We start from the raw sequence: 12,296 nt of genomic DNA, 5'->3' as shown, positions 1-12,296 counted from the left end.
TTCAAATTTTTTCGATGTCAGACCAAATCATTTTTCGTTTCCAGAATCCAGACAACAGAGCGATTTTGATGCTGAGCATCGATCAAAGCTGTATTTTGGCAAGGATTGGACACGCCTTGGAAACGTTCGACTACATCATTGTTGGCGCAGGGTCCGCAGGCTGTATTCTGGCGGAGCAACTCTCGCAGCATCCTGACGTTACTGTGCTTTTGATCGAGGCTGGCGGCAGCGACCGCTCGCCCTGGGTCTCGTTGCCACTCGGCTACGGCAAATTGAACACAGACCCGAAGCGCACATGGCAGTTTCTGACCGAGCCAGATGATGGCCTGTCCGGGCGCCGCATCAAATGGCCGCGCGGGCGGTTGATCGGCGGCTCAGGGTCGATCAATGCCATGGTCTATTGCCGCGGCCTGCCTTCGGATTTCGAGGACTGGGACGCATCCGGCGCGCAAGGCTGGGGCTGGGAAGATGTCAAGCCGTGGTTTGAAGCCTTGGAAACCCGTGTTGCGCCGAATGGCACAAAGCAAGGACAAGGCGCGCTCCATATTCAGGATGTGTCTGACCAGATCCACCCCGTGAACCGCTTCTTCTTCGAGGGTCTTGCGGAAGCGGGTTTGCCATTGACCGAGGACATGAACGGCCCCGACCCGGAGGGCGGCGGCGTCTATCGGATCAACACGCAGGACGGCCGGCGATGCTCCTCGGCCCGTGCGTTCCTGGCAAAAGCGCGCCGCCGGCCCAACCTGAAAGTGGCCACCGCCGCCCATGTAATGCGGGTCCTCGTTGAAAATGGCGTCGCGAGCGGCATAGAGCTAACAGACGGACGGCGGTTTATGGCCGATGGCGAGGTCATCTTGTCCGCCGGTGCAATCGGTTCGCCGCAGATCCTGCAACTCTCGGGCATTGGTCCGGGCGCTCTCATATCCGGACTTGGCCTGCCGGTTCTCGTCGACAATCCGAATGTCGGCGGCAATCTTCAGGATCATACGGGCGTAAATTATGTCTTCGAAGCCAATCAACCCACACTGAACCGGACACTTGGAAGCTACTACGGCCAGGCCAAGGCAGCCCTCACCTATGCTATGACCCGCAAAGGACCGCTGTCCTTGAGTGTCAATCAATGCGGCGGATTTGTGCGTAGCCATCCCGGCTTGAACCGGGCGGATCAGCAGCTTTATTTCAATCCGATCAGCTACAAGCTGATCTCCGCTGGAGCGCGCACCAAACTGACCATCGATCCGTTTCCGGGCTTTATCATTTGCGCTCAACCGACCCGCCCCACCAGCCGTGGCCGCATCGATGTTCAAAGCGCGGACCCGTTGCGGGCGCCAATCATCCAGCCCAACACGCTTTCGACGGAGGAAGACCGGCAAAGCGTCATCGCTGGTGGCAGGCTGTGCCAGAAGATCATGGCAACAAATGCACTGCGCGGGCTTGTAAAATCCCCGGTTGCTCCCGACTTGTTGACCATGGACGATGCGGCCCTGCTGAGAGACTTCCGCGACCGGGCGAGCACCGTTTACCACCCGGTTTCAACCTGCCGCATGGGCACCAGCGCGCAGACCTCTGTCACCGACAACCGATTGCGCGTGCATGGCGTTGACCGGCTGCGCGTCATCGATGCGTCCGCCTTTCCATATATCACTGCGGGCAATACCAACGCCCCGACCATGATGCTGGCGCTGAAGGGCGCAAGCATCGTTCTTGAAGACAGAAAGCGAGTTTTTGCATGAGCGTCCAACATCTTGCCGACACCTATCTGCAGTCCGGCCAGATCGACAATCTGCCCGATAACCATTTCATTGATGGCACATTCGTCGCCGGCAGCTCCGGCGAAAAAATGGAAAGCTTCGACCCGGCCCGTGCAGAGGCCTTCGGGAGTTTCGCGCTCGGCAGCGCGTCCGACATGGACAAGGCGATCGCGGCCGCGGAAAAGGCAGCCGCCAGTTGGCGCAAGGTCGCGCCGTCCGAGCGCTGCCGGATCCTGAACAACGCTGCTCGGGTGCTGCGCGAAAATGCAGACCAGCTATCAGTGCTGGAGGTCGTCGACAGCGGCAAAACGCTTGCGGAGGCGCAAGGCGACGTTGCCGGCTCGGCCCGCCTGTTTGAATATTATGCTGGGGCGGCCGACAAACTCGACGGCCGATCCGTCAACCTGGGTACGGCCAACACTGCCTTCACAGTGCGCGAGCCGGTTGGTGTCACCGGCCACATCATTCCCTGGAACTATCCGACGTCAACCTTCGCACGCGGGGTGGCACCTGCGCTGGCCGCGGGCTGCTCGGTCGTTGCCAAACCCGCCGAAACGACACCTTACACCGCGCTTGTCATGGCCGGGCTGCTCACCGAAGCGGGCGTTCCGGAAGGGCTTGTCAATGTGGTTACCGGCCTGGGGTCCGAGGTAGGTGCGCAGATGGCAAAAGACCCGCGCATCAAGCAGCTGACCTTTACCGGCTCGGTGAACACTGGTGTCAACGTCATGCAGATGGCGGCCCCAAATGTGACCCGCCTTACGCTGGAGCTGGGCGGCAAGTCGCCTTTGGTGGCGTTCGAGGACGCAGACCCGGAAGCGGTCGCGGATGGCGCCTATTGGGCGATTTTCTCCAATTCCGGCCAGATTTGTTCGGCTGGGTCACGGCTGGTCGTTCACAAATCGATCCGCGACGATGTCATTGACCTGCTTGTTCAAAAAGCAAAGGCACTCAAAGTCGGCCACGGATTGAAAAACCCGGACATGGGTGCGGTCAATTCCGAAGTACACCTCGGCCGGATCAAGGCGCATGTGGACGCCGCCAAGGCGCGCGGCCGGGATATTCTGACCGGCGGCAACATCACGACTGACCCGGAAACCGGTCTCGGCTGGTTCTTCGAACCGACGATCATTGCCGACCTCCCGCTCGACGATCCGGCTGTTCAGGAGGAAATTTTCGGCCCCGTCCTGGCGGTTCAGGTGTTCGACACTGAAGACGATGCCATCCGGCTGGCCAATGGCACGGAATTCGGCCTGATCGGCAGCGTTTACACCCGGGATGTCGGCCGGGCGATGCGAGTGTCTCAAGCGCTCGATTGCGGTCAGGTGTCCGTCAATGACTATTGGGCCGGCGGCATAGAGCTGCCTTTCGGCGGCAATGGCAAATCCGGATACGGCCGCGAAAAGGGCTGGGAAGGCCTGGATGCCTACACCAAAGTGAAAAGCATCACGATCTCCAACGCCAGCTGAACCGGACAGACCCCATGAAACTGGACACAATCGAAACCTTCGTGGTCGGCAATCCCCCGCCGCGCCACGGGGGCCGCTACTTTATCTTCGTCAAGCTAACGACAACCTGCGGCATCACCGGCTATGGCGAGATCTACAACGCCACCTTCGGGCCGGACCTGGTGGCAAAAATGGCCGAAGATGTGTTCGCGCGGCAGTTCACCGGTGAGGATCCGCACCATATCGAGCGGCTCTGGCACAAGACCTACGGCGCGGGCTACACGATGCGCCCGGATGTGTCGGTCATGGGCGTTTTGAGCGGGCTGGAAATGGCGTGCTGGGACATCATCGGCAAGGCGGCCGGAAAACCGGCCTATGAGCTGCTCGGCGGCAAAGTGCATGAGCGGCTGCGCTCCTACACCTATCTTTATCCGCCGGCCGGAGACGTTTACCCGGACCCGGCAACGCCGAATGTCTACAACGATGCGCATCACGCGGCCGAAGCGGCAATCAAGGCCGTCGACCAGGGCTTTACCGCGGTCAAATTCGATCCGGCAGGCGCCTACACGATCTATGACGGGCACCAGCCAAGTCTTGGGGATCTGGAGCGCTCGGAAGACTTCTGTCGCGAGATCCGAAAGGCCGTCGGCACGAAGGCGGATCTTCTGTTCGGCACGCACGGCCAGTTCACCGTCTCCGGCGCCAAGCGCATGGCCCGGCGGCTGGAGGCTTACGATCCGCTGTGGTTTGAAGAGCCGGTCCCGCCAGAAAGTCCGGAAGACATGGCCAAGGTTGCCAATGCCACATCGATCCCCATCTCGACCGGGGAACGGCTCTGCACCAAGTACGAGTTCGCCTGCGTCCTCCAGACAGGCGCTGCGTCCATCTTGCAGATGAACCTTGGCCGGGTCGGCGGCCTGCTGGAAGCCAAGAAGATCGCCGCCATGGCTGAGTGTCATTCGGCGCAGATCGCTCCGCATCTGTACTGCGGACCACTGGTGGCAGCCGCCAACATTCAGCTGGCGGCCTGCAGCCCGAACTTCCTGGTGCTGGAATCGATCCGCACCTTTGACGGGTTTTACGCTGACCTTCTGACCACCCCGATCCGCTGGGAAAACGGCTATGTGATCCCCTCAAGCGAACCGGGCCTCGGCCACGACCTCAACGAGGAGGTCGCCCGCGCCAATCCCTACACCGGCACCGAACTGCATCTGGGGCTACAGGAAGCCCCTGCCCTGCCGCTTTAGGCAGGGTCAGTTCCGGCTGGATAACCGGTCATCCAGAGCATCGTGCCGGGCACGGATTCCGGCCGGCCAGCTGGATTTTATAAAGGACAAAACCGCGATGATCTCCTCATCGCTGAGAATATCCCGATAACCCGGCATGTTTGACAGGTGACCGTCCAGACCGGCGGCTTTCGCAACGCCGTACTTGGTCATCGCAAACAACAACTCCGAGCTGTGGTGCCAGGTGTGGCCGGTGGCATCATGGGGCGGTGCGGGCATGGTCCCGTCCGGGTTCGGCGTTTGCCAATCAGCTTCGCCTTCCAGCTGCGCGCCGTGGCACACTGCGCAGTGGGCCGCATAAACCAACGCCCCGAGGGTCACCGTCTCGCGGTCTGCGGGCCGGAGCAGACTGTTGTCTGCCTCACCCGCCCAGAAACCGACACCGCCGAAATACCAAGCGGCAAGGCCGAGCGCGAGACCGCCCAGCCCGCCGAGAACCAGCGTCTTGAGTGACCCGCGCATGATTTAGACCACCAGGACTTCGGTTCCATCCGGAACACGCTGGTAAAGATCAATCACATCCTGATTGATCAGCCGCACGCACCCGGACGACACGGACGTTCCGATGGTCCAATATTCCGCGGTCCCGTGCAGCCTGTAGAGCGTATCGACATTACCCTGGTAGATGTAAAGCGCGCGGGCCCCAAGCGGATTTTCAAGGCCCGGATCCATGCCACCATTCTTCCAGCTCCATTGCTCAAGTTCCGGCTCACGCGCGATCATGTCCTCCGGCGGCACCCAGCGCGGCCATTCCGCCTTACGGGCGATCCGGGCCCGTCCGGACCATTCAAACCCGGCCCGGCCCAGGCCAACGCCATAGCGCATCGCCATGCCATTTTCCTGAACCAGATAGAGATAGTAGTTGGAGGTGTCGACCACGAGCGTACCGACGCGCTCCGTGGTGGGATAGCGCACTTGCTGGCGGTAATAGCGTTCCGGAACCCTTGAAAGCTTGACTGCCGGGATCGGAAACCGCTCTTCAGGCATTGGCCGGTACATCAAAGCGTAAGGGGATGGCGCTGCCGCTGGCGCCGGGGCAGGCCCCGACGACGCACAGCCCGAAACGGCGAGGCCCGCCAGGCTTGCCGAGCCTGCCAGAAAGGTTCGTCTTGTCAGGAAGGACATGTTTCAGTTGCCCTCACCCATTTGCATAAACAGTTTCAGCGGATCGCCAGCCTTGTCCGGCAGCTCATGAACCGGGTACTTCGCCGCCGCATCGTAGTCCATGCCAAGCGAGCCCATCGGCATACCTGCCACGGCAACGCCGCGAATGTCAGGCTGTTCGCTTATCAGCCTATGCATGGCTTCGAGTGGCACATGGCCTTCCAGAATGTATTTGCGCTCCGATCCCAGAACAGCCGTATGGCAGGCCTGGAGTTGGTCTGGAATACCCGCCTGCTTTTTGATGCCGGACAAGTCTTCCATGTCTTTGACGACGACGGAATATCCAGCCTGTTGAACCTTTTCGGCCCAAACGTGACAGCATCCGCACCAGGGAGTCTTGAAGACGGTCACTGTGTTTTCGTCGGCAATGCCGGCCGCCGGTGCGGCGACCAAGACCAGCGTGAGCGCTGCCTGGGTAAGGCGTATTTTCAATGTCATGTTTACAATCTCGTATCTTCGGGCCGGACGCAGTGTTGGCGCAGGGCACCGGAAGCGTTTTTGGTGCATGTCGGGTCCGGCGACGGCCGGTTTCCGCCACTATGTATGTGAATTAGAGGATCACCACCCGGGTGCCGAGCGGAACGCGTTCGTAAAGATCTTCCACGTGCGCATTCACCATTCGGATGCAGCCGTTAGACACCGAGCGGCCAACCGTCCAGGGCTGGGTCGTACCGTGAATCCGATACATCGTGTCCCGCCCGTTCCGGTACAGATAAAGCGCGCGCGATCCCAACGGATTGCCGGGGCCTCCCGCCATGCCCTTAGCGTAGCGGGCGTACTTTTCCGGGCTGCGACGGATCATGTTGTCGGTTGGCCGCCAGCGCGGCCACTCGGCCTTGCGCTCAACGATGGCCTCACCTTTCAGCGAAAGGCCGGCCCGCCCGACGCCAACACCATATCGGCGTGCGCGTCCCCAGCCTTCGACAAGATACAAAAAGTGGTTGCCAGTATCGACCACAACAATTCCCCGATCATAGCCGAAAAAGCGGACCCGTTGCGGCGAAAATTTCGGGTCAAGCTTCGTGTGATGCGCAAAGGCCGGTGCGCCTGTGGCAGACACGGCTGCCCCGGCCAAGGACGCCCCGGCTCCTGCAAGTAAACAACGTCTTGAAATCATCAATTCATCCTCATGTTCCAATCATGAAAGAGGCACGCGGTTCAGGCGGCCAGCTCAAATGATCAGAATCGTTTGGGAGGATGGTCCGATGCGAAAGGCAGGTCAGAGGACATGCGCAAGCCACGTTTGCTTTCCGGGCTCGGCGGTGCTTGCGGATGAATGCCCGCAACAACAGGCAGAAGTGACAGACAATCGGACGCGCAATGTCCGGCACCCAGATAGGCGGACATGTCCACCGTCTCGTCGCAACAGCTGTGCGCGCTGATGTTTTGCCCGCCATCTGGAAAGGTCATCGCAGTAGAGTGCGCGTTTGCCTGCGCAAAAGACGTGGTTGCGCTGACCAAGATGCTGTGTTGCAGCCCGGCAGAAACGGCCGGGGCCGTGTGGACCGCCGTCAACAAAACCAGCAAGAAGACACTCAAGAATCTGCGCATAACCTCCCGATACAGGAAAAGGTTAAAGAAAACCACGTGCCTCCCGGACACATTTTCGAAAGCAGCCGGATCTGCCATGCGGACCCGGCTTTTCTCAACGCCCCTATTTTCCAAGGGCTTCCTTGATCGGCTCGATCGCCTCCCGCACTTTTGCAAGTCCGAAATGGTAAGCCTGACGCGCATTGATCTGCGGTGGCATGATCAGCTCTCCAGGCTCGGTTTCCACGTTCACGACCGTTGCCTTGCCATTGGAAAACGCGGTTTTCAGCGCATGATCCAGCTCCTCAGGCCGGGAGACCTGGATGCCCTCGCCCCCGCAGGCGCGGGCAAAGGCAACAAAATCCGGATTGACCAGATCAATGGAATGTTCCGGCAGGCCTTTGCCTTCCTGTTCCAGTGCGATGAAGCCGAGCTTCTTGTTTTCAAGCACGATAACCGTCACAGGCAGATCGTAGCGGACGGCGGTCACAAAATCCGCCATGAGCATGGCAAATGCCCCATCGCCGCACAGCGCCGCTACAGGCCGGTCCGGATATTTGAGCTGCGCCCCGATCGAGCCGGACATGGCAAACGCCATTGTCCCGAGACATGCCGAGGCGGTGAACCGTTGGGTCTCCTTGACGATGAGATGCCGGGCCGACCAAGCGGTTATTGTTCCCGTATCGCACAGGAACACCGCATTATCGGGGGCGTGCGTGCTCACCGCATGCAGGAGCGTTTGTGGGCGGACGGGCGTATGATCCGATCCTTCGTCGGATGTCCAGTGGCGGCGCTCTTCCTCATGCCGCCTGGTCATGTCCTTTTTGAAGCTGTCATCTGATTTTTCATTCACCAGCTCCAGGAGTGCACCAACCGTCGGGTCGGTATGACCATGCAGCGGGACATCGATAGAGGTTCGCTTGCCGATGTTCCGGACATCGATATCGATCTGAATGACCTTCGCTTTTTTCGGATAGAAATCGACATAGGGATAGTCTGTGCCGATCATGACCAACAGGTCGCAATGCTCCATGGATTTCGACCCGGCGACACCGCCGAGCAGCCCGAGACCGCCGATGCAATCCGGATGACTCTCGTCGATCCAGTCTTTCGCGCGCAGGGTGCGCGCGATCGGTGCTTTGATCTTTTTGGCCAGCGCAATCACCTGGTCACCGCCGCTTCCAGCACCCAAGCCAGCCAGGATGACCGGCTTTTCCGCCTTGTTGATCAAGTCGGCCGCGTGTTTAAGGTCTTCATCGCAAGGCCGCATCCGGGCGCCTGACAGGCCCGGTGTCAAATTAGAGGGGATTTCTGCCACCTTCCGGCCGGCAACATTGGTTGGAACCGATAGATGCGCCGGGGCGCGCTCAGAAATCGCTGCTTTACAAGCTTCCATGATCAATGCTGGAAGCTGGCCTTCATCCATAACGGTTTTCGAATAGACACAAGCGTCGGCAAAAAGCCGCTCCGTGTCGACCTCCTGATGATAGCCGGTTCCGACAAATTCCGTTTGCACCTGTCCAGTGATGGCCAAAACCGGGGCGCGATCGAGCTTGGCATCATACAAACCGTTCAAAAGGTGGATGGCGCCGCCACCGGCCGTGCCCATGCAACAGGCAAGCTCTCCAGAAAGCTTCGCCTGGGCAGAAGCGGCAAAGGCCCCAGCTTCCTCATGGCGCACAAGGATGAAGTCCATATCCTGGCGAGACTTTAAGGCATAGGTGAAGTCACAAATCGCGTCGCCTGGAATGCCGAAAACATGACGGACGCCGTGCTGGTGAAGGGTTTCAATGATCAGTTCCGCAACATTCATGGCAAGCTCCCGCCAAAAAGGTTTAAATACCAAAGCATGCGACACCACCGACATGCGCAGATCCGGGAAAGACACCGGAGGCGCACGGGCAGTCGGATATGGTGCGAGGTTGCCCTCGACGGATCAAAAACCAGATGGCGCGTCAGGTAAACGGAAAAAGCTGTTTTGGAATGCGTATCAGGCGACACGGACCTTTAGTGAAGGCACCGTCTCCATGTCTTTTTGCATCGCCATATCATCGCGCAGCTGATGGCGCAGCTCGCCGATCGCAACCGGTTTGCTGAAAAGGTACCCCTGCACTTCGCTGCATCCCTCACGGGCCAAAAGCACCATATGATCTTCCGTTTCCACGCCTTCTGCCAAAACGGGAATGCCAAGACTGCGGCTCAAAATAATTGTCGCCTGAATGATCGCTTCGGACTGCTTGTTGCGGCCCAAATCCTTCACAAACTCTCGGTCGATCTTGATCTTGTCAAAGGGGAATGCCTGCAGGGTTGCCAGCGACGAGTACCCGGTGCCGAAATCATCCATGGCAATCCGCACACCCAGCGCCTTAAGCTGATGAATGACCTGGAGCGCAAAGCCCGTGTCGCTGATGATGCCGCTTTCGGTGATTTCCAACTCCAGCCGCTGCGGGTCGAGCCCGCTTTCGACCAAGGCCCGCTCAACCACGATCGGCAGGTCCGGATCTGCAAGTTGAACGGGTGCGACATTCACCGCAATTTTGATCGGATTGTCCCAGCTTGCCGCCTCGCGGCAGGCCGTCTTGATGATCCACGCGCCAATGCCGACAATGTGGCCATTTTCTTCAGCGATCGGAATGAACTTGAACGGCGGGATCATGCCGCGCTCCGGGTGGTGCCAGCGCAGCAGAACCTCCGCTCCCGTGACCCGGCGCGTGAGAACGTTGTTCTGAATCTGGTAATAGAGCTCAAACTCACCACGCTCCAGCGCGTGGGCCAGATCGATGGCAAGTGCACTGCGCTCCCGGTTTTCCTCGTCCTTCGCCGGATCGTAGGCGAGGATGCGGTCACTGCCGGCAGCACGTGCCTGCTTCATCGCCCGCTCTGCATATTCAATCAATCCGCCAGCTGTCTTGCTGTCTTTCGGATACATGGCATAGCCGAAAGATGCCTTCACCTGAAAAGACTCCTCATTGAAAATGAACGGTGTTGAGAGCGATTTTTGGATCCGTTTGCAAAGTGCGTTCACTTCATGCCGGGTAAACACCGCGTCGCGCACAATCACAAACTCGTGGGAGGCAACCCGGGAGGCCATTTCGCCGTCTTGAAGGCAGCCCGACAGTGCTTGCGAGACATGCCGCAGCAGGGCATCGCCAGCCGCATGCCCGTGAACGTCGTTGATCTCCTTAAACCGGTCGAGATTAAAAGAGACCACAGCGAGATCGGCCGTGTCATCAAGGTGTTTTGAAATACGCCGGTTGATCAGATTGACGATGCCTGCCCGGTTGGCGAGCCCGGTCAACGGATCGTGCCGCGCAAGATGATCAATGCGCCCGGATGCTGCCTCTTCGTTTTTAGCATCGATGCTGTAGGTCAGGACCGCCAGAAGCAGAAGCGTTACCATGATCACAAAGATCGCGATGCCAACGTAGGTATTTGATACAAGATCGCTGGAGACTGGTCCCAGTTTCAAGGGCACGATCTCGACGCCGGTCATACCGACATAGTGCAGTGTGCCAACCGCGAGAGTAAACGCCAGAGCCGACCCGTATTTGCAAAACCGTGTCACCGGGCGAGCAATGCGGCTCGTAGCCAACATACCGAACAAACATGCAAGCAGCACAGAGACAACGACATAGGTGTGGTCGAGCAGCAAAAGCCCGGACATCTGAATGGCGGCAATACCCGTGTAGTGCATCGCCGCAATGGAACCGCCGAATATGAAACCGCCGACTTCAATGAGCACCGATTTGCGCGTTAGCGCGGCAACGAATAGGCCAAGGGTCGTTCCGACGATTGCAATCACGAGGGAAAGTGCCGTCAGCGGAAGGTCATATCCAAGCAACAGCGGGCTTTTGTAGGCCAGCATGGAGACAAAGTGAGTGCTCCAGATGGTACCGCCTGCAATCATACCGGACAGCATCAACCACAAATACTGAAGCGCGCCCTCTGTCCGCCTGACACGGGCATACAGCCGCATTGTGACCAAAGCGCCGATAACAAGAATGACCGCCGCCAATCCGACGAATACCGGATCGTGATCAAACGCGATGCACGCAAGTACAGATAACATTCAAAGCCCCTACTCGGTTGAATGTTATACTTCGGAACTTGCGGAAACGGATGTTCGCTTCAAAGTCTATGACTAACAAAAAGCAAACATTGACTTGGTAAAACACCCGCCAGTTTTCATGGATGGCATTCCGGTTCTTTTTTGCCTCCCGCGATCAAAGCTTTTGTTATCGTGGGATATTTATACACGGTTTCACAAGAAGCGGCGGATTAAAAGCCATGGAGCCGCTCGAAATGTTACCGTCTTTGTGTCATTCAGACACAGGATTTCAAAACTCCTGACGGATGCACATTTTTGATCACAGACTTGTGACCGCTGATCCGGCAGGCTCGTTCTAGAAAATCAAATTGTGCTGCGCATCCGGTAGCCAGCGGCAAAGATCAGTTTCACATGGGTGATCGGTGCATCGCCGGTCCAGGTTATCCGTTCCATGGTAAAGAGCGCGGTGCCGGGCGTGCAGTCGAGGATCCGAGCCGTATCCTCGTCAGCATTGAGCGCGGAAAAGGAAAGGTCGCCCCGGCTGTAGGGCGCGTTGTGAACCAGCCATTCATTGGCGCTTGAGACCTCGAATTTGCGCTCGCGCGCCTGCGGGACCGTATCCAGGTTGATATGCCGTTCTTCAAAGGCATAGGGCCGCTCATCGGCGAAGTGGAGCGTTTTGAGATAAAGCACATCTTCGCCAAGCGAGGCGTGAAACACGCCGTGAAGCATGGGCGGAACCGGTTGGTACGCCCGTTCCAGAAGGCTGTGGCGGTAGGTCTTGCCCAGCGCCTCGACCTCTTCCCGGATAATCGGAATGGTGAGCGTTGCCCGCTGCGGCGGATTGAGCGCAACGCGTGTGCCCGCCCGGCGCTTTCGGATGACAAGCCCGCTTTCCGCCAGATCTCTCAGGGCCCGGTTCACGGTCGTGCGCGCACAGCCGAACTCCTCCGCCAGATCCGCCTCATGCGGGATCTGCGCGCCCGGCTCCCAGACACGGTCATGGATCCGGCGAAGCAGCTCTTCGCGGATACCCGTCCAGGAGTTTGTATCCGTCACGGCCACGGAG

Annotated in this window: 11 protein-coding genes; 3 read left to right on the top strand and 8 right to left on the bottom strand. The window is 58.9% G+C overall.

Going from position 1 to position 12,296, the window contains the following annotated elements; genetic code table 11:
* The first annotated feature begins 68 nt into the window (after positions 1 to 68).
* From JM93_RS05315 to JM93_RS05305, 3 genes are read left to right on the top strand one after another with little or no spacing between them, the layout of a single operon-like run.
* On the top strand, positions 69 to 1,733 hold the full coding sequence (locus JM93_RS05315) for a GMC family oxidoreductase (protein ID WP_244300765.1): 1,665 nt from the start codon (positions 69 to 71) through the stop codon (positions 1,731 to 1,733).
* A complete protein-coding gene (locus JM93_RS05310) occupies positions 1,730 to 3,220 on the top strand; it encodes an aldehyde dehydrogenase family protein (RefSeq protein WP_145341154.1) in 1,491 nt (496 codons plus the stop codon). The genes JM93_RS05315 and JM93_RS05310 overlap by 4 nt, the downstream gene beginning before the upstream one ends.
* A 14-nt stretch (positions 3,221 to 3,234) precedes the next feature.
* Positions 3,235 to 4,446 (top strand): mandelate racemase/muconate lactonizing enzyme family protein, encoded by a 1,212-nt coding sequence (locus JM93_RS05305; RefSeq protein ID WP_145341153.1) that lies wholly within the window; start codon positions 3,235 to 3,237, stop codon positions 4,444 to 4,446.
* Between the two features lie 6 nt (positions 4,447 to 4,452).
* On the opposite strand, the gene JM93_RS05300 is transcribed toward JM93_RS05305, so the two are convergent.
* The 8 genes from JM93_RS05300 to JM93_RS05265 all read right to left on the bottom strand — a co-directional run bounded on the left by JM93_RS05300 (position 4,453) and on the right by JM93_RS05265 (position 12,292).
* Complete coding sequence (locus JM93_RS05300) at positions 4,453 to 4,947, bottom strand: c-type cytochrome (protein ID WP_145341152.1); 495 nt, start codon at positions 4,945 to 4,947, stop codon at positions 4,453 to 4,455.
* A gap of 3 nt (positions 4,948 to 4,950) precedes the next feature.
* The gene (locus JM93_RS05295) at positions 4,951 to 5,610 is read right to left on the bottom strand and encodes a L,D-transpeptidase (protein WP_145341151.1); all 660 of its coding nucleotides are present in this window, start codon (positions 5,608 to 5,610) and stop codon (positions 4,951 to 4,953) included.
* 3 nt (positions 5,611 to 5,613) lie between these two features.
* Positions 5,614 to 6,087, bottom strand: coding sequence for a DUF411 domain-containing protein (locus tag JM93_RS05290; protein WP_145341150.1), 474 nt, complete (start codon positions 6,085 to 6,087; stop codon positions 5,614 to 5,616).
* A 112-nt stretch (positions 6,088 to 6,199) separates the two neighbouring features.
* Positions 6,200 to 6,766, bottom strand: a complete 567-nt coding sequence (locus JM93_RS05285) for a L,D-transpeptidase (RefSeq protein ID WP_145341149.1) — start codon at positions 6,764 to 6,766, stop codon at positions 6,200 to 6,202.
* 62 nt (positions 6,767 to 6,828) lie between these two features.
* A complete protein-coding gene (locus JM93_RS05280) occupies positions 6,829 to 7,200 on the bottom strand; it encodes a hypothetical protein (protein WP_145341148.1) in 372 nt (123 codons plus the stop codon).
* 103 nt (positions 7,201 to 7,303) lie between these two features.
* Positions 7,304 to 8,992 carry a thiamine pyrophosphate-dependent enzyme gene (locus JM93_RS05275; protein WP_145341147.1) on the bottom strand — a complete coding sequence of 563 codons (1,689 nt, stop codon included), beginning with the start codon at positions 8,990 to 8,992 and terminating at the stop codon, positions 7,304 to 7,306.
* Positions 8,993 to 9,169: 177 nt separating this feature from the next.
* Positions 9,170 to 11,248 (bottom strand): putative bifunctional diguanylate cyclase/phosphodiesterase, encoded by a 2,079-nt coding sequence (locus JM93_RS05270; RefSeq protein WP_145341146.1) that lies wholly within the window; start codon positions 11,246 to 11,248, stop codon positions 9,170 to 9,172.
* A gap of 342 nt (positions 11,249 to 11,590) precedes the next feature.
* Positions 11,591 to 12,292, bottom strand: a complete 702-nt coding sequence (locus tag JM93_RS05265) for a GntR family transcriptional regulator (RefSeq protein WP_145341145.1) — start codon at positions 12,290 to 12,292, stop codon at positions 11,591 to 11,593.
* Between the last annotated feature and the right edge of the window lie 4 nt (positions 12,293 to 12,296).

The sequence above is a fragment of the Roseibium hamelinense genome (assembly GCF_007830545.1).
Classification (GTDB): Bacteria; Pseudomonadota; Alphaproteobacteria; order Rhizobiales; family Stappiaceae; genus Roseibium; species Roseibium hamelinense.
The sequence above is the reverse complement of the archived record's forward strand: the minus strand, read 5'-3'. Positions and strand labels throughout refer to the sequence as shown.

Excerpts from the sequence above, each read along its gene's own strand:
- JM93_RS05315 (WP_244300765.1), top strand. The coding sequence starts at position 69 with ATGCTGAGCATCGATCAAAGCTGTATTTTGGCAAGGATTGGACACGCC.
- JM93_RS05310 (WP_145341154.1), top strand. The coding sequence starts at position 1,730 with ATGAGCGTCCAACATCTTGCCGACACCTATCTGCAGTCCGGCCAGATC.
- JM93_RS05305 (WP_145341153.1), top strand. The coding sequence starts at position 3,235 with ATGAAACTGGACACAATCGAAACCTTCGTGGTCGGCAATCCCCCGCCG.
- JM93_RS05300 (WP_145341152.1), bottom strand. The coding sequence starts at position 4,947 with ATGCGCGGGTCACTCAAGACGCTGGTTCTCGGCGGGCTGGGCGGTCTC.
- JM93_RS05295 (WP_145341151.1), bottom strand. The coding sequence starts at position 5,610 with ATGTCCTTCCTGACAAGACGAACCTTTCTGGCAGGCTCGGCAAGCCTG.
- JM93_RS05290 (WP_145341150.1), bottom strand. The coding sequence starts at position 6,087 with ATGACATTGAAAATACGCCTTACCCAGGCAGCGCTCACGCTGGTCTTG.
- JM93_RS05285 (WP_145341149.1), bottom strand. The coding sequence starts at position 6,766 with ATGATTTCAAGACGTTGTTTACTTGCAGGAGCCGGGGCGTCCTTGGCC.
- JM93_RS05280 (WP_145341148.1), bottom strand. The coding sequence starts at position 7,200 with ATGCGCAGATTCTTGAGTGTCTTCTTGCTGGTTTTGTTGACGGCGGTC.
- JM93_RS05275 (WP_145341147.1), bottom strand. The coding sequence starts at position 8,992 with ATGAATGTTGCGGAACTGATCATTGAAACCCTTCACCAGCACGGCGTC.
- JM93_RS05270 (WP_145341146.1), bottom strand. The coding sequence starts at position 11,248 with ATGTTATCTGTACTTGCGTGCATCGCGTTTGATCACGATCCGGTATTC.